Raw genomic sequence first — 16,203 nt, forward strand, 5'->3', positions numbered from 1 at the left:
GCACCGCCACGCACCATGGCCCGCACCTGCAAAACCCCAATAACAACAGGTCCAACGCCATGAGCATGTTCCGCCCTCGCCAGCTGTTGCTGGCCACCGCTGTTGCCAGTTTTGCCCTTCCTGCAATCGCCGAAGAACACGGTTTCCTGGAAGACGCCAGTGCCAACCTCAACCTGCGCAATTTCTTCTTCAACCGCAATTTCACCAACCCGACCAAAACCCAGGGCGGCGCGCAGGAGTGGACGCAGAGTTTCATTCTCGACGCCAAGTCCGGCTTCACCCAGGGCACGGTAGGCTTCGGGGTGGATGTGCTGGGCCTGTATTCGTTGAAGCTCGACGGCGGGCATGGCACCGGTGGCACCCAGTTGTTGCCGCTGGACCACGATGGCCGCCCGGCGGATGAATTCGGCCGCCTCGGTGTGGCATTCAAGGCACGTATTTCGAAGACCGAAGTGAAGGTCGGCGAATGGATGCCGGTGCTGCCGATCCTGCGTGCCGACGATGGCCGCTCGCTGCCGCAAACCCTGCGCGGCGGGCAGATCACCTCCAGAGAAATTGACGGCCTGACCCTCTATGGCGGCCAGTTCCGCGCCAACAGCCCGCGCGACGACAGCAGCATGAACGACCTGTCGATGACCGGTAAAACCGCGTTCACCTCCGACCGTTTCAACTTCCAGGGCGGCGAATACGCGTTCAACGACAAACGCACCCAGATTGGTCTGTGGAACGCCCAGCTCAAGGACATCTATCGCCAGCAGTACGTCAACCTGATCCACAGCCAGCCCCTCGGCGCCTGGACCCTGGGCGCCAACCTGGGGTTCTTCTACGGCAAGGACGACGGCAGCGCCCGCGCCGGCGCACTGGACAACAAGACCTGGTCCGGCCTGTTCTCGGCCAAGTACGGCGGCAACACCTTTTACGTCGGCCTGCAGAAACTCACCGGGAACACTGCCTGGATGCGCGTCAACGGCACCAGCGGCGGCACCCTGGCCAACGACAGCTACAACTCCAGCTACGACAACGCCCAGGAAAAATCCTGGCAAGTGCGCCACGACTACAACTTCGCCGCCCTCGGCGTGCCCGGCCTGACGTTGATGAACCGCTACATCAGCGGCAGCAACGTGCACACCGGCACGATTACCGACGGCAAGGAATGGGGCCGTGAAAGCGAATTGGGCTACACCGTGCAGAGCGGCAACCTGAAAAACCTGACAGTGCGCTTGCGTAATTCCAGCATGCGCCGCGACTACAGCAACAACGAGTTCGATGAAAACCGGTTGATCGTCAGTTACCCGCTAAGTCTGCTGTAAACCGGCGCGGCACTTACTGTATCGTGCGCGCCTGCCGCTGCTGATCCGCCCAGCAGCGGCCTCTTAATCGAGCCCGCGCCCACCATGAAATCCTTTGCCATCGCATCCGCCGTGCTTGCCCTGGCCATCAGCCTCAGTGGCTGCATCGGCGCGCCCATTGCGCTGACGCCACAGACCGAACAACGCCTGCAACGCCAGGCGCCGATCCGTTTTTTGCTGACCTTCGACGATGGCCCCAGTGCCTCGGGCTACAACAACCCGAGCCGCTCGGTGGTGGCCGACCTGGCCGACAACCCGGTGTTGCCGGGGATCAAGGCGGTGTTCTTCCTGCAGACCGAAGCGGCCCGTTCCGGTGGCAGTTCGCGCGGGCGCAAGACCATGGAGCGGGAGTACGCCGCAGGTCATGTCCTGGCGTTCCACACCGCCACCGCGTTTCATACCAACCACCGCTGGCTGAACAACGCCGAACTGGACAGCACCCTCACCCAGGGGGCCGCCGACATTGCCGCAATCACCGGCGCGCCGCCGGTGTTGGTACGCCCGCCATTCTGGAACTACGACCGCCGTACCTTTGCCGCCTACCAACGCCATGGCATGCACGTATTGCTGACCGACTTGAGCGCCAACGACGGCAAAATCTGGGGCTTCAACGCCAGCCCGCGCCGTCGCGCCAACCTGTATCGACAGCTGTCAGTGGTGCGCGAGCGCATTGCGTTGGGTGATTTGCCGACGGTGGACGGCGTGATACCGGTGGTGGTGACCTTTCACGACATCAACCGCTACACCGCGCGGCACCTGCAGGAATACCTGCAGATCCTGCTCGACAGTGCACAGGTCAACAGCCTGAAAACCGCTGCCCAGCCGTTCTACACCGACCACGCCGCGCTGCAGCGCGCGGCGCTGGCGCGCACGGTCAAGGATGTGAATGAAGAGGTGCATCTGCCCGGCGTGTGGAACTGGGTGTGGGGCGCTGACGCGCGCTGACCGCTCGAACGCCCGTCAGGCTTGACGGGACTCGACCCCCAGCTCATCCCACACCGACTCAGCCAGGTGGAAAGTGGCATTCGCCGCTGGAATCCCGCAATAGATCGCACTCTGCATCAGCACTTCCTTGATCTCGGCGCGGGTCACGCCATTGCTGGCGGCGGCGCGCAGGTGCAGCTTGAGTTCTTCACTGCGGTTCATGCCGATCAACATGGCGATAGTGATCAGGCTGCGGGTGTGCCGCGGCAGGCCGGGACGGGTCCAGATATCGCCCCAGGCGTGGCGGGTGATCATTTCCTGGAACTCGCCGTTGAACTCGGTCAGGGCGTTAAGGCTGCGGTCGACATGGGCGTCGCCCAGCACTTCGCGCCGTACTTGCAGGCCCTCGGCGTAACGTTGTTTCTCGTCCACAGCAGACATCCTCGATGTAAATAGTTGGCAGGCGAGCGAGCTGCCCGCTCGCCATAAATCCAGGTTAAGGCGCCAGCAAAAATTCAATTACACGGTCGCTGAACGCAGCGCCAGCCTGCACATTCGACAGATGGGCCGCATAGAACTCGGCGTACTCGGCGCCCTTCACATGGCTCTGGATAAAGTGGCCGCCCGCTGGCGGTGTGACCGCGTCTTCAGTGCCGGCGATGACCAGGGTCGGTACCTTGATCGAGGCCAGTTGCTCACGGAAGTCCGCATCCCGTACCGCTGCGCAATTTGCCGCATAACCCTGGGGCGACGTGGCCGCGAGCATGTCGGTAATCTGCTTGGCCTGGTGCGGGTTGGCCTCGGCAAAGTCGGCGGTGAACCAGCGCGCAATGGAGGCGTCACGCAGTGCGACCATCGCGGCTGCACCGTCACGCAGCACCGTTTCGATGCGTGGGTTCCAGATCTCTGGCGTGCCGATCTTGGCCGCGGTGTTGCACACCACCAGGCGCTGCAGACGCTCACCGGCATGAATCCCCAACCATTGGCCGATCAAGCCCCCCATGGACAGCCCGCAAAAATGCGCACGCGAAATCTCCAGCGCATCGAGCAAGGCAATCACGTCGCGGCCCAACTGCTCGATGCTGTAGGGCCCCTCGGTGACCAGAGATTTGCCGTGACCACGGGTGTCAAAACGCAACACGCGAAAATGCTCGGTAAACGCTGGGACCTGGATGTCCCACATATGCAGGTCGGTGCCCAGGGAGTTGGACAGCACCAATACCGGTGCGTCGACAGGCCCATCCAGTTGGTAATGCAGTTCGCCCTCGGCGAGTTGTACAAATGGCACAGCGGACTCCTTAGGCAGTGTATTGAACGTGTTCGGTGACCGCGCGGCTGACCCAGGTGCGCGCCTGGCCCAGGTAGTGGGCCGGGTCGAGCAGGCGGTCCAGTTCGGCGGCGGACAGTTCGGCGGTGACCTGCGGTTCATCCGCCAGTACCGCGCGCAGGTGACGGCCATCGGCGACGGCGCGCTTGCAGCACTGTTCCAGCAGATGGTGTGCGGTTTCGCGGCCCAGGCGCTGGGCGAGCACGGTGCTCACCGCCTCGGCCAACACCAGACCCTGGGTCAGGTCGAGATTGTGCTTCATGCGCTGCGGGTCGACTTCCAGCCCTTCGCTCACCAGCAGCGCCTGTTGCAAGGCGCCGGAAACCAAGCGGCAAATCTGCGGCAAGGTTTCCCACTCGGCATGCCACAGGCCCAGGCTGCGTTCGTGTTCCTGGGGCATGGCGCTGAACATCGTCGACACCAGCCCAGGCACGCGGGTCGCGGCGCTGATCAGCACGGCGGCGCCCACCGGGTTGCGCTTGTGGGGCATGGTCGAGGAGCCACCCTTGCCCGGCGCGGAGGGTTCGAACACTTCAGCCGCTTCGGTTTGCATCAGCAGGCTGACATCGCGCCCCAGCTTGCCGAGACTGCCGGCGATCAAGCCCAGCACGCCGGCGAACTCCACCAAGCGATCGCGCTGGGTGTGCCAGGGTTGGTCGGGCAAGGTCAACTGCAACTGGGCCGCCAGTGCCTCGGCCACGGGCATGGCCTGTTCGCCCAGCGCCGCCAGCGTGCCGGAGGCGCCGCCAAACTGCAGCACCAGCAGGCGCGGTTTGAGTTCGGCGAGCCGTTGCCGGTTACGGGTGACCGCCCCCAGCCAACCGGCGATTTTCATGCCCAGGGTCACCGGCGTCGCATGCTGCAACCAGGTGCGCCCGGCCAACGGCACGTCGGCATAACGCTGCGCCTGGGCGGCCAGCACATCGCCTAAACGCGCCAGGTCGGTTTCGATCAGATCCACGGCCTGGCGCAGTTGCAGGACCAGGCCGGTGTCCATCACGTCCTGGCTGGTGGCCCCCAGGTGCACATAGCGCTCGGCACCGGCATCTTCGCTGGCAATCAACTTGCCCAGGGCCTTGACCAAGGGAATCGCCGAATTGCCCGCCGCCGCGATCGCTACGCCCAAGGCATCCACGTCGTACAGCGAGGCCAGGCACGCCTGGGCGATCGGCGCGACGGCAGCCTGGGGGATCAACCCGACCTGCGCCTGTGCCCGGGCCAAGCCGGCTTCGAAATCCAGCATGCCCTGCAAGCGGCCGCTGTCGCAGAACACGTCGGCCATGCTGTCAGCGGTGAAGTAGGCGTCGAACAGTTGGTTACTGGTGCGCAACGTCATCACTCATCCCTTACAAATCGTGGTGCAAGTACGCCGCCTGCTTGGGCAGACGCAAGCTGAACAGGAACGCCACCGCCATCATCGCGGTGACGTACCAATAAAAGGTGTTTTCCATGCCCATGGATTTGAGCCCCAGGGCAACGAACTCCGCCGAACCGCCGAAGATCGCATTGGCCACCGCATACGCCAGGCCGACGCCAAGCGCACGCACCTGGGGTGGAAACATTTCGGCCTTCACCAAGCCGCTGATCGAGGTGTAGAAACTCACGATCGCCAGCGCCAGGGTGATCAGCACAAACGCCAGGAACGGGCTGCTCACAGTTTTGAGGGTCAGCAGGATAGGCATCGTGAACAACGTGCCCAAGCCTGCGAACCACAGCATTGAGTTACGGCGGCCGATTTTGTCCGCCAGCATGCCAAACACCGGCTGCATGCACATATAAAGAAACAGGGCGCCGGTCATGATGTAGCTGGAGGTCTTGGCATGCATCCCGACGGTGTTCACCAGGTACTTCTGCATGTACGTGGTGAAGGTGTAGAAAATCAGCGAGCCGCCGGCGGTGTAGCCCAGCACCGTGATAAAGGCCGCCTTGTGGTCGCGAAACAACGCCGCGATGCTGCCGGCGTCCTTGTCTTCACGCATTTCCTTGCTGGTGGTTTCTTTGAGGGTGCGACGCAGCAACAGCGAGATCACCGCGGCAATGGCGCCGATCACAAACGGGATGCGCCAGCCCCAGGCACGCAGTTCTTCCTCGGTGAGGATCTGCTGCAGGATCACCACCACCAGCACCGCCAGCAACTGGCCGCCGATCAGGGTCACGTATTGGAAGGACGCAAAGAACCCACGCTGGCCCTTGAGTGCGACTTCACTCATATAGGTGGCCGTGGTGCCGTACTCACCGCCCACGGACAGGCCCTGGAACAGGCGCGCCACCAGCAGCAGGATCGGTGCCCACACGCCAATGTCGTTGTAGGTCGGCAAAAAGGCGATGACCAGCGAGCCCGCGCACATCATCAGCACCGAGATCATCATGGAGTTTTTGCGACCGTGTTTATCGGCCACACGCCCAAACAGCCAGCCACCGATGGGACGCATCAGGAAGCCGGCGGCGAACACCCCGGCGGTGTTGACCAACTGCACAGTGGGGTTGTCGGACGGAAAAAACGCCGGGGCGAAGTAAATCGCGCAGAAGGCATACACGTAGAAGTCGAACCACTCGACCAGGTTGCCGGAGGAGGCACCGACGATCGCAAAGATCCGTTTGCTGCGTTCTTCTCCGGTGTAGTGACTGGTGGTTGTTGTCATGATGTTTTCACTCAGTGGGAACGGTTATAGCCTAGACACACTTTGCAACAACCGTGTTCCGCATTTACTGCAGTTACAAGCTGCAAGCCACAAGCCGCAAGAGCAGCGCTGGCGCAATCGCCGTTTTTTCCTGGAGCTTGCAGCTTGAAGCTTGCAACCGATGCTGATCAATAATCGAAGAACACGGTTTCCTTATCGGTGCCCTGCAAGATCACATTCCACTGGTACACGCCGTCGCCATCCGGCTGGGCGATCAGGGTGCTGCGTCGCTCTGCCGGCACACACGCCAGCAACGGGTCGTCACCGTTCAGTGCCTCACCGTCAAAGTAAATCCGCGTGAGCAGGTGCTTGACCAAGCCACGGGCAAACACCAACACCACCAGGTGCGGCGCTTGGGTGGTGCCCTTCAGGCCCGGCACGCTGCCGGGTTTGATGGTGGTAAAGCGGAAGCGCCCTTCGGCGTCCACCGGCACACGGCCAAAGCCTTCGAAACTCGGGTCGACGGCCTTGTCCTGCTCGTCCTCCGGATGGTCGTACTTACCCGCGGCGTTGGCCTGCCAGACTTCCAGCATGGCGTCGTTGACCACATCACCGTTGCCATCCACCACTTGCCCGCTGATCGCCACGCGTTCGCCAAGGGTGGCAGCGGTGGTCATGTCTTCGCGGTTAAGCCAGGTGAGGCCGATGTGGTAGTAAGGCCCCACCGTGTGGGACGTGGTTGCGTAAAGGCTCATCTCATTTCTCCATCGGCGTGGCGTCGCGGCCGCGCAGGACGATGTCCCAGCGGTAGCCGAGGGCATAGGAAGGAATGGTTTTTTCCAGGTCGAAGCGGGCGATCAAACGCTCCTTGGCGCTGGTGTCCGGCACACAGTTGTAGATCGGGTCGTATTCGAGCAGCGGGTCGCCGGGGAAATACATCTGCGTCACCAAGCGCGTCAGCACACTCGGGCCGAACAGCGAAAAGTGGATATGCGCCGGGCGCCATGCGTTGTGATGGTTGCCCCATGGGTAGGCGCCGGGCTTGATGGTCTGGAACTGGTACCAGCCATCGGCGTCGGTCACGGTGCGCCCGGTGCCGGTGAAGTTCGGGTCCAGCGGCGCATCGTGCAGGTCGCGTTTGTGGTTGTATCGGCCAGCGGCGTTGGCTTGCCAGATCTCCACCAGAATGCCCGGCACCGGCAGGCCGTTTTCATCCAGCACACGGCCGTGAATGATGATGCGCTCGCCCTGGGGCTCGCCGTCATGCTGGGCGGTCAGGTCGTTGTCCTTCTCGTTGACCCGCTCGGCGCCGATGGTCGGACCGGTGATTTCCGACAAGGAATGGGGCAGGAACACCAACGGCTGGGACGGCGAACGCAGGTTCGTCGACTGGTAGGCCGGGTGCAGGTAATCAGGTTGAGTGCCCGCTTGCGGGCGCCGGTAACCGGGCTTGTCACTCATGGAGCAGTCCTCTCTTATTAGATGCGTTCAATCGCCAGGGCCAAGCCTTGGCCGACGCCCACACACATGGTCGCCAGCCCCTTGCCGCCGCCGGTCTTTTCCAACTGATGCAGGGCGGTCATGACCAGCCGCGCACCGCTCATCCCCAGGGGGTGGCCGAGGGCGATGGCGCCGCCGTTCGGGTTGACCTGCGGCGCGTCGTCGGCAATGCCCAGTTCGCGCAGCACCGCCAGGCCTTGGCTGGCGAAGGCTTCGTTGAGTTCGATCACGTCAAAATCGGTGACCGCCAGGCCCAGGCGTTCCACCAGTTTGCGCACCGCCGGCACCGGACCAATGCCCATCACACGCGGGGCGACACCGGCACTGGCCATGCCCAATACCCGGGCGCGGGCGGTAAGCCCATGTTTCTTGACCGCTTCGGCCGAGGCGAGAATCAGCGCGGCGGCGCCATCATTGACACCTGACGCGTTGCCGGCGGTGACCGTCTTGTCGGGGCCATTGACCGGTTTGAGCCTGGCCAGCGCTTCGAGAGTGGTGTCGCGGGGATGCTCGTCATGCTCCACCACGGTTTCGCCTTTTTTATGGGCAACCCGCACCGGCACGATTTCTTCAGCGAAGTACCCGGCCGCTTGCGCGGCCGCGGTGCGTTGCTGGCTGCGCAGGGCGAAGGCATCCTGGTCGGCACGGGACACCTTGTAATCGTCGGCCACGTTATCGGCGGTCTGCGGCATCGCATCCACGCCGTATTGGGCCTTCATCAACGGGTTGATAAAGCGCCAACCGATGGTGGTGTCTTCCAGCTTCATGTTGCGCGAAAACGCAGCGTCGGCCTTGCCCATCACGAACGGCGCGCGGGACATCGACTCGACACCGCCGGCAATCGCCAGCTCCATTTCGCCGCTGGCGATGGCACGGAATGCAGTACCGATCGCGTCCATGCCCGAGGCGCACAAGCGGTTAAGAGTCACGCCGGGAATACTCTCCGGCAGCCCCGCGAGCAACAGCGCCATGCGGGCGACGTTACGGTTGTCTTCGCCGGCCTGGTTGGCGCAGCCGAGAAACACCTCATCCACCGCGCTCCACTGCACCGACGGGTTGCGCTCCATCAGCGCCTTGATCGGCACCGCCGCCAGGTCATCGGCGCGCACGGTGGCCAGGCCACCGCCGAAACGGCCGATGGGCGTGCGAACGGCATCACAGATAAATACCTCACGCATCATGCTTCTCCTGGTGCCTGGCCATGGGCGGCGGCCGTGCGGGCTTCGAGGTCCCGCAGGGCGGTCAGCTCAACCTCAGTGGGTTCGGCGGTGGTGTCTACGTGGTCGGCAAAGCGGATGGCCCAGCCGGTGGCCGCCACAACTTGTTCGCGCGTCACGCCGGGGTGCAGGGCGGTGACCACAAATTCGTGGGTGCCCTCTTCCGGCTCCATGATGCACAAGTCGGTGATGATGCCCACCGGACCTGCGCCCGGCAGGCCCAGGCGCTTGCGTGAATCGCCGCCTTCGCCGTGGCCCACGGAAGTGATGAAGTCCAGCTTGTCGACAAACGAACGGGACGACTGTTTAAGTATGATCAGCACGCTCTTGGCGGAACCGGCGATCTCCGGCGCGCCACCGGCACCCGGCAGGCGCACCTTGGGCTGGTGATAGTCACCGACCACGGTGGTGTTGATATTGCCGAAACGGTCGACCTGGGCCGCGCCGAGAAACCCGACGTCGATACGCCCGCCCTGCAGCCAGTAGCGAAAGATCTCACCGGTCGGCACCACGGTGTCGGCGGTTTCCGCCAGCTCGCCGTCACCGATGGACAGCGGCAGTACCGAAGGCTTGGCGCCAATCGGGCCGGACTCGTAGATCAGCACCACATCGGGCGACGACGTCAGGCGCGCCAGGTTGGCCGCTTTCGACGGCAAGCCGATGCCCACGAAGCACACCGAACCGTTCTTCAGGCGGCGCGCGGCGGCGACGGTCATCATTTCATTGGTCGAGTAAGCCATTACTTGGCCTCCTGCGCGGTGGCCAGTTTGGCCTGGAATTCACTGAAGTCGGCAGTGCCGTGGATGTATTCGTCAATCCAGGCGGTAAAGGTCCCACGGTCGCGGGCAATCGGGTCCCACGCCTGGTAGAAGCGGTTATCGCGTTCGTTGTAACCGTGAGCGTAGGACGGGTGTGCGCCACCGGGTACATGGCATACCGCGGTCAGGGCCCAGGTGGGCAGGACGCAGCTGTTCATCGGGGCATTCAGGTCGTCGACGATTTCTTCCACGGTGACGATGCAACGCTTGGCCGCCAGGGCCGCTTCTTTCTGCACGCCGAGGATGCCCCAGAGCAGCACGTTGCCCTTGCGGTCGGCTTTCTGCGCATGGATCACGGTGATGTCCGGGCGTACCGACGGCACCGCCGCCAGCACTTCGCCGGTAAACGGGCAGGTCACGCTTTTGATCAGCGGGTTGACCTTGGGCAGGTCGGAGCCAGCGTAGGCACGCAGCACCGCGAACGGCAGGCCCGAAGCGCCGGCGACGTAAGCATTGGCCAGGTCGGCGTGGCTGTGTTCTTCGATCTCCAGCGGCTGCGGCCATTGTTTTTCAACCGCGTCACGCAGGCGATGCAGGGAGCCCACACCAGGGTTGCCGCCCCAGGAGAAAATCAACTTGCGGGCGCAGCCGGCGCCGATCAACTGGTCGTAAACCAGGTCAGGCGTCATACGCACCAGCGTCAGGTCTTTCTTGCGCTGACGAATGATTTCGTGGCCTGCGGCAGTAGGGATCAGATGGGTAAAACCTTCGAGGGCGACGGTATCGCCGTCGTTCACGAAGCGCTTGACCGCATCACGCAGGGTGAGAATTTCAGCCATGGGGTTGGGCTCCCGGTGTTGATCGAAAAAGGCGCTGAGGTGGCGCCGAACAGCTTGAAGATTAAGCCGGGCCCTTAGGCCAAACAATCCGATAATCGACTAACCGTTCGATTATCGAACCGATTGTTGGCAAGCTATCAATCAACCTCAGGTCGCATCCGCGTGGCTGACCATGCCCTTGATGACCACTGCGGCAGTCGCCAAGGCAGCCGGGATCACCAAGGCCGTGAGCACCTGCTCGAAGTTCCAGCCCAGACCCAGCAGGGTCGCCCCCATCCAGGCACCGAGAATCGCGCCGAAACGTCCGATACCGAGCATCCACGACACGCCGGTGGCGCGGCCTTGGGTCGGGTAGAAGCGTGCGGCCAGGGACGGCATCGCCGATTGCGCACCGTTGACACACATCCCGGCAATCAGCACCAGGGTGGCCAGCAGCGTGATGTTGCCCAGGCTCTGCCCGACCGCGTAGGCAAACACCCCGGCCAGCAGGTAGAAGGTGCCGATGACCTTGTGGGGATTGAAGCGGTCCATCGCCCAACCCACGCCGACCGCGCTCAACACCCCGCCGAACTGGAACAACGCGCCGATAAACGCGGCCTGTTCCATGCTCGCGCCGCTGTCACGCATCAGGGTCGGCAGCCAGCTGGTGAGCAGGTACACAATCACCAGGCCCATAAAGTAGGTGAGCCACAGCAGCAAGGTGCCGGCGCTGTAGGTGCCGGAGAAAATCACCGCAAACACGTTGCGGGCCTTCACGGTTTTTTGCTCGGGCACGCTGAAACTGCTGGCCTGCGCAACAATGCTCGGCGCGATCGGTGACAGGGTTTTACGCACCTTGTCGGTACCCCGGTTGCGCACCACCAAGTAACGCGCGGACTCTGGCAGCCATACCAGCAGCACCACCGTCAGGATCAACGGCAGGATGCCGCCGATCAGCAACAGGCTGTGCCAGCCGAACGCAGGGATGAGCTTGGCCGAGATAAATCCGCCGCCGGCCATGCCCAGGTTGAAGCCGCAGAACATGCTGGTGACCAGCAGCGACTTGTGGCGCTCAGGGGTGTATTCGGACAGCAGCGTAGTCGCGTTGGGCATCCCTGCCCCCAGCCCCAGCCCGGTGAGGAAGCGCAGCACCAGCAGTTGATCGACGTTGCTGCTGTAGGCCGACGCCAGACTGAAGGCGCCGAACACCAGTACCGCGCCCACCAGCACGACTTTGCGGCCAAAACGGTCGGCCAACGGGCCGGAGCCCAGTGCGCCGAACACCATGCCGATCAACGCCGCGCTCATCACCGGGCCGAGGCTGGCGCGGTCGATACCCCAGTCCTGGGACAGCGCAGGCGCGATAAAGCCCATGGCAGCGGTGTCGAGGCCATCAAGGAACACAATCAGAAAACACAGGATCACCACACGCCATTGGTAGCGCGACAGTGGCTGGGCGTTGATAAAGGACTGTACGTCCAGGGAGGTACCGACAGAGGGCTGATTCATTATTCTTATTCCACACCGATGGCGGGCCGACGGCCTGAGGCCGTCATTCTTATTGGAGGCGCGTGCAAGCGCGCTGCCGCACAGTAATAAGCCTTGGGAAACAGCGTCAATTGATCACGCCGGGATCTGTGCGGTCACCGAACAGCTTAAGCAAACAGCTGTGCACTCAGCTCACGGCTGGCGCTGAGCATGCTCGGCAGGAAGCGCTGTTCCAACTCGCTGCGACTCACCCGTCCGGCGTGGGTGCTGACGTTCAGCGCCGCCAGGACCTGGCCCGACGCGTCATACACCGGCACGGCAATAGAACGCAGGCCTTGCTCCAGTTCCTGGTCGACGATGCACCAGCCCTGCTGACGCACTTGTTGCAGGCATTCGAACAAGGCTTCGGGGGTGGTGAGGGTGCGGCTGGTCTTGGTTTGCAGGTCAGCGTGGTCGAGGTAGTCCTGCAGCGACGCGTCGTCCAGCGCGGCAAGCAGAATGCGCCCCATGGAAGTGCAATAGGCCGGCAACCGCCCGCCCACCGACAGGTCCACGGAAATCAGGCGCTGGGTGGTGGCCGAACGAGCGATGTAGAGGATGTCGTCACCTTCAAGAGTGGCCATGTTGCAGGCCTCATGAAGTTGCTCGCTCATACGATCGAGGTAGGGCTGAGCCGACACGGCCAGCGGTGTCGACGACAGGTAGGCGTGGCCCAGGGTCAGCACCTTGGGCAGCAGTGAATAGGTACGCCCATCGGTGGTGGCGTAACCGAGTTTGATCAAGGTATGCAGGCAACGGCGCACGGCGGCGCGCGGGATTTCGGTGCGGTGGCTGATCTGGGCGATGGTCAGGTGACGCTTGCGCTCCTGGAACGCCTGCACCACGGCCAGGCCACGGGCCAGGGAGGTCATGAAATCCGGATCACCGGTAAACGCCTGGATGCGCTTGGCCGGAGAGGCAACGATCGGCGGCGCTACTGACGCGAAAGAGTTGCGCAATTGATCGTTCATGAGGGTTTCCTATTCTCTTATTTTCAACCACTGGGGGATTGGGCTGCTATTACAAGCCGCGTCGGACGTGGTGCACAAGGCAGCAGCCGCGACATTGGGCGATTATCGGACGCGCCGTCGATTATCGCAATTGGCGAACGAGCGCGGGCAACGCGTGGAAAAATCGCTGCCGCCGCTGCAAAGTTAATGCGACGTTTTAACGGCTCACGTTCCGCGAAATTTATGACGCCAGTTTTTCTGCACTTACCGACGCGTCTGCGTAACAAAACTCACACACAAAGTTGACGCTTTTTAACTTTATGCCGATAGTGTTATTCAAACGCGCCGCTATAATGCACCCTGTGCACGCGCAGCCGTTTCGTTATCAGGAACAACGCTCGCCACGCCATGCACCTTCACGGCATCGGCGGTCGCAACTAACGGCCTTCAATGGCTCCCCTGATACGCAGTTCTCACTTTTAAATGTTGAACAGCCCAATGGTTCAACTTTGCACACTGTGAGCGCGAGATTCAGGCATAACGCTGTGCTGTCATTACACACTCAACTCAATTAGGTAACACTGTGACGAAAGATGAACTGCGCGCGGAACTTGAGCGCCAGGAGCAACGTTACAAGGACGTTTACGGCGGGGAAGTCACCACCTACGCCGCCCAGCCGGAACCTGAACGCAAACCATGGCGTAAACGAGCCAGTCTGCTCGACCAGGCATTTGCCCAGGAAATCCAAAAGATTGAACAGGAACTCAAAGCCGAAGAGCCATAAGCGTTTGGATTTGAGTCCAGGGTCATGCTTCGACCAATGGCGCATAGCCATTGGTCGACCGCCCTGCCCCCCTCGGTCGCCGGTAAAATTTCATACAAATGTTTCAGGCATGACGTTTTGATGACAAAACCCTGCCTTTTTACCCCCCTGCTTTATAAATCAAAGACTTGCCCAAGCCCCGAAAACCCAGGGATGGCCCGCTTTTGGCCGGCTTTTTTCAGTGAAGATTGTTACCGATGAGCAGCTAGTGCATCGATTACTGAGGTTTTCTGGCATAATCGCGCCCCCTTACGACCGGGTCAGAAAACCTTCATGATCGATTTATTCAGCGGACTGGATGCTTGGGTTCTCGTGAGCCTGTTGCTCGCCCTGGCCTTTGTCCTCGCCTTCGAGTTCATCAATGGCTTTCATGACACCGCTAATGCGGTGGCCACAGTCATCTATACCAAAGCCATGCCGCCGCATCTGGCCGTGTTCTTCTCCGGGGTGTTCAACTTCCTCGGCGTGTTGCTCGGTGGTGTCGGTGTCGCCTACGCCATCGTGCACCTGCTGCCGGTGGAGTTGCTGATCAATGTGAACACCGGCCACGGTCTGGCCATGGTCTTCTCTTTATTGGCGGCGGCGATTACCTGGAACCTGGGCACGTGGTACTTCGGCATCCCCGCCTCCAGTTCGCACACGCTGATCGGCTCGATCCTTGGTGTCGGCCTGGCCAACGCCCTGATCAACGATATCCCGCTGGCTGACGGCGTGAACTGGCAGAAGGCGATTGATATCGGGGCTTCCCTGGTGTTCTCGCCGATGGCCGGTTTCCTGGTCGCAGCCCTGGTGCTGATCGGCCTGAAGTGGTGGCGCCCGCTGTCGAAGATGCACAAGACCCCGGACCAGCGCCGCAAGCTCGACGACAAGAAGCACCCACCGTTCTGGAACCGCCTGGTCCTGGTGATTTCCGCCATGGCCGTGAGTTTCGTGCACGGCTCCAACGACGGTCAGAAAGGTATCGGCCTGATCATGCTGGTGCTGATCGGCATCGTGCCGGCGCAGTTCGTACTCGACCTGGGCAGCACCACTTACCAGATCGAGCGCACCCGCGACGCTACCGTGCATTTGAGCCAGTTCTACCAGCGCAATAACGCCACGCTCGGCGAGTTCCTGGCACTGGGCAAAAGCGTGAAGGACGATCTGCCAGGCAAGTTCCAGTGCAATCCACAGCAGACCGAACCCACCATCAACGCGCTCGTCAGCACATTGAAAGGCGTCTCCGACTACCATTCACTGACCTCGGACCAGCGGATCGAAGTGCGTCGCTACCTGCTTTGCCTGGACGACACCGCGAAGAAAGTCGGCAAGCTGCCAGGCCTGGATGCGCGCGAGAAGGCGGACCTGGACAAGCTGCGCAAAGACCTGACCGCCACTACCGAGTACGCACCGTTCTGGGTGATCCTCGCTGTCGCACTGGCCTTGGGCCTGGGCACCATGGTGGGCTGGAAGCGTGTGGTGCTGACCATCGGTGAGAAGATCGGCAAGCAGGGCATGACCTACGCCCAAGGCATGTCGGCGCAAATCACCACCGCCACCATGATTGGCTTTGCCAACATCTTCGCCCTGCCGGTATCCACCACCCATGTGCTGTCTTCCGGTGTGGCCGGCACCATGGTCGCCAACAAGAGCGGCCTGCAAGGCGGCACCGTCAAGACCATCCTGATGGCCTGGGTGCTGACCCTGCCCGCGACCGTCGGCCTGTCGGCCGGGTTGTTCTGGTTGGCCTCGAAGGCACTCGGCAACTGATAGCCAGTCGCTGAAGAACAAGGTGCGGCCTCACTGAGGACCGCACCTTTTTTTATGCACCGGTTTTATCAAAAGGGATTAAATCGCAAGCAAAAAAAAGGGCGACCGAAGTCGCCCAAAATGCCTTGCGTGCTCATGTAACCCGGAAAAACCTATGGTTTTTTACGCTTGTTCGCGTCTTTCCAGATAAAAAATCCAAACCCTACAAAAAACAGCACCATGAGGCTTACGGTCAGCACTCCGGCGAACACCACATTATCGATAAACATGACCGGCCTCCTGTGCTTGCCCTGTTGCGATAGGGCTAAGTTAATGGAGAAGGCGGATTGGAAAATTGACGGGGATCAATGTCGCCCGCAACGGGGCGTAAAGAAGGGAAATAACTGACCTGCGTCAATGGATGCAGGTCAGTTCAACGCTTTTTAGGTTTGTTTTTCGATTTCTTCTTGGCTTTTCCCAACGGCATCGCTTGTTCGAACGCTTGGCGCACTTCATTCAGGCGTTTGTCATTGAGGTCATGCACGCGCTTGGCGCGTTCGGCATTCAGGTCGATCAGTTTGTCGTCATCACTCATGGCTTGGCTTACGTCGTGGCGAGAATGCGCCAATAATGCGGCCTCCTCTGCCCGACGGCAAATCAG

Annotated in this window: 18 protein-coding genes; 5 read left to right on the forward strand and 13 right to left on the reverse strand. The window is 61.7% G+C overall.

Features of this window, described 5'->3' with window-relative positions:
- Window positions 1–59: 59 nt before the first annotated feature.
- Together KZX66_RS25630 and KZX66_RS25635 are read left to right on the forward strand one after the other, a co-directional pair.
- A complete protein-coding gene (locus KZX66_RS25630; protein ID WP_248083998.1) occupies window positions 60–1,310 on the forward strand; it encodes an OprD family porin in 1,251 nt (416 codons plus the stop codon).
- Between the two features lie 84 nt (window positions 1,311–1,394).
- On the forward strand, window positions 1,395–2,294 hold the full coding sequence (locus KZX66_RS25635; RefSeq protein ID WP_248083999.1) for a polysaccharide deacetylase family protein: 900 nt from the start codon (window positions 1,395–1,397) through the stop codon (window positions 2,292–2,294).
- Between the two features lie 15 nt (window positions 2,295–2,309).
- On the opposite strand, the gene pcaC is transcribed toward KZX66_RS25635, so the two are convergent.
- From pcaC to pcaR, 11 genes are all read right to left on the reverse strand, one after another.
- Window positions 2,310–2,705, reverse strand: a complete 396-nt coding sequence (pcaC, locus tag KZX66_RS25640; RefSeq protein ID WP_248084000.1) for a 4-carboxymuconolactone decarboxylase — start codon at window positions 2,703–2,705, stop codon at window positions 2,310–2,312.
- A gap of 64 nt (window positions 2,706–2,769) precedes the next feature.
- Window positions 2,770–3,561 (reverse strand): 3-oxoadipate enol-lactonase, encoded by a 792-nt coding sequence (gene pcaD / locus KZX66_RS25645; protein ID WP_248084001.1) that lies wholly within the window; start codon window positions 3,559–3,561, stop codon window positions 2,770–2,772.
- Between the two features lie 10 nt (window positions 3,562–3,571).
- Window positions 3,572–4,936 carry a 3-carboxy-cis,cis-muconate cycloisomerase gene (locus tag KZX66_RS25650; RefSeq protein WP_248084002.1) on the reverse strand — a complete coding sequence of 455 codons (1,365 nt, stop codon included), beginning with the start codon at window positions 4,934–4,936 and terminating at the stop codon, window positions 3,572–3,574.
- 10 nt (window positions 4,937–4,946) lie between these two features.
- Entirely contained in the window at window positions 4,947–6,242 is a 1,296-nt protein-coding gene (locus KZX66_RS25655; protein WP_248084003.1) for an MFS family transporter, read from the reverse strand.
- A 167-nt stretch (window positions 6,243–6,409) separates the two neighbouring features.
- A complete protein-coding gene (gene pcaG, locus KZX66_RS25660) occupies window positions 6,410–6,976 on the reverse strand; it encodes a protocatechuate 3,4-dioxygenase subunit alpha (RefSeq protein WP_248084004.1) in 567 nt (188 codons plus the stop codon).
- A 1-nt stretch (window position 6,977) separates the two neighbouring features.
- Window positions 6,978–7,682 carry a protocatechuate 3,4-dioxygenase subunit beta gene (pcaH, locus tag KZX66_RS25665; protein WP_176994768.1) on the reverse strand — a complete coding sequence of 235 codons (705 nt, stop codon included), beginning with the start codon at window positions 7,680–7,682 and terminating at the stop codon, window positions 6,978–6,980.
- 17 nt (window positions 7,683–7,699) lie between these two features.
- A complete protein-coding gene (gene pcaF, locus KZX66_RS25670; RefSeq protein ID WP_248084005.1) occupies window positions 7,700–8,902 on the reverse strand; it encodes a 3-oxoadipyl-CoA thiolase in 1,203 nt (400 codons plus the stop codon).
- Window positions 8,899–9,678: a CoA-transferase subunit beta gene (locus tag KZX66_RS25675; RefSeq protein ID WP_248084006.1), complete on the reverse strand. Its 780-nt coding sequence runs from the start codon at window positions 9,676–9,678 to the stop codon at window positions 8,899–8,901. Before KZX66_RS25675 ends, pcaF begins: the two co-directional genes overlap by 4 nt.
- A complete protein-coding gene (locus KZX66_RS25680; protein ID WP_248084007.1) occupies window positions 9,678–10,535 on the reverse strand; it encodes a CoA transferase subunit A in 858 nt (285 codons plus the stop codon). Before KZX66_RS25680 ends, KZX66_RS25675 begins: the two co-directional genes overlap by 1 nt.
- 147 nt (window positions 10,536–10,682) lie before the next feature.
- Entirely contained in the window at window positions 10,683–12,023 is a 1,341-nt protein-coding gene (locus tag KZX66_RS25685) for an MFS transporter (RefSeq protein WP_248084008.1), read from the reverse strand.
- A gap of 146 nt (window positions 12,024–12,169) precedes the next feature.
- A complete protein-coding gene (gene pcaR, locus KZX66_RS25690) occupies window positions 12,170–13,012 on the reverse strand; it encodes a pca regulon transcriptional regulator PcaR (RefSeq protein WP_025855315.1) in 843 nt (280 codons plus the stop codon).
- Between pcaR and KZX66_RS25695 the strand changes: the two genes are divergently transcribed.
- The 3 genes from KZX66_RS25695 (at window position 13,011) to KZX66_RS25705 (ending at window position 15,563) form a co-directional block, all read left to right on the forward strand.
- Window positions 13,011–13,199, forward strand: coding sequence for a hypothetical protein (locus KZX66_RS25695; protein WP_248084009.1), 189 nt, complete (start codon window positions 13,011–13,013; stop codon window positions 13,197–13,199). The genes pcaR and KZX66_RS25695 overlap by 2 nt on opposite strands.
- Before the next feature lie 375 nt (window positions 13,200–13,574).
- Window positions 13,575–13,775 (forward strand): hypothetical protein, encoded by a 201-nt coding sequence (locus KZX66_RS25700; RefSeq protein WP_003172389.1) that lies wholly within the window; start codon window positions 13,575–13,577, stop codon window positions 13,773–13,775.
- 312 nt (window positions 13,776–14,087) lie between these two features.
- A complete protein-coding gene (locus KZX66_RS25705) occupies window positions 14,088–15,563 on the forward strand; it encodes an inorganic phosphate transporter (RefSeq protein WP_248084010.1) in 1,476 nt (491 codons plus the stop codon).
- 152 nt (window positions 15,564–15,715) lie between these two features.
- Here the strand turns inward: KZX66_RS25705 and ccoM are convergent, their stop codons facing one another.
- Together ccoM and KZX66_RS25710 are read right to left on the reverse strand one after the other, a co-directional pair.
- The gene (gene ccoM, locus KZX66_RS26420; protein WP_017530457.1) at window positions 15,716–15,832 is read right to left on the reverse strand and encodes a cytochrome c oxidase subunit CcoM; all 117 of its coding nucleotides are present in this window, start codon (window positions 15,830–15,832) and stop codon (window positions 15,716–15,718) included.
- A 143-nt stretch (window positions 15,833–15,975) separates the two neighbouring features.
- A complete protein-coding gene (locus KZX66_RS25710) occupies window positions 15,976–16,170 on the reverse strand; it encodes a hypothetical protein (RefSeq protein WP_248084024.1) in 195 nt (64 codons plus the stop codon).
- Between the last annotated feature and the right edge of the window lie 33 nt (window positions 16,171–16,203).

This window comes from Pseudomonas sp. EYE_354 (assembly GCF_023148575.1).
GTDB lineage: Bacteria > Pseudomonadota > Gammaproteobacteria > Pseudomonadales > Pseudomonadaceae > Aquipseudomonas.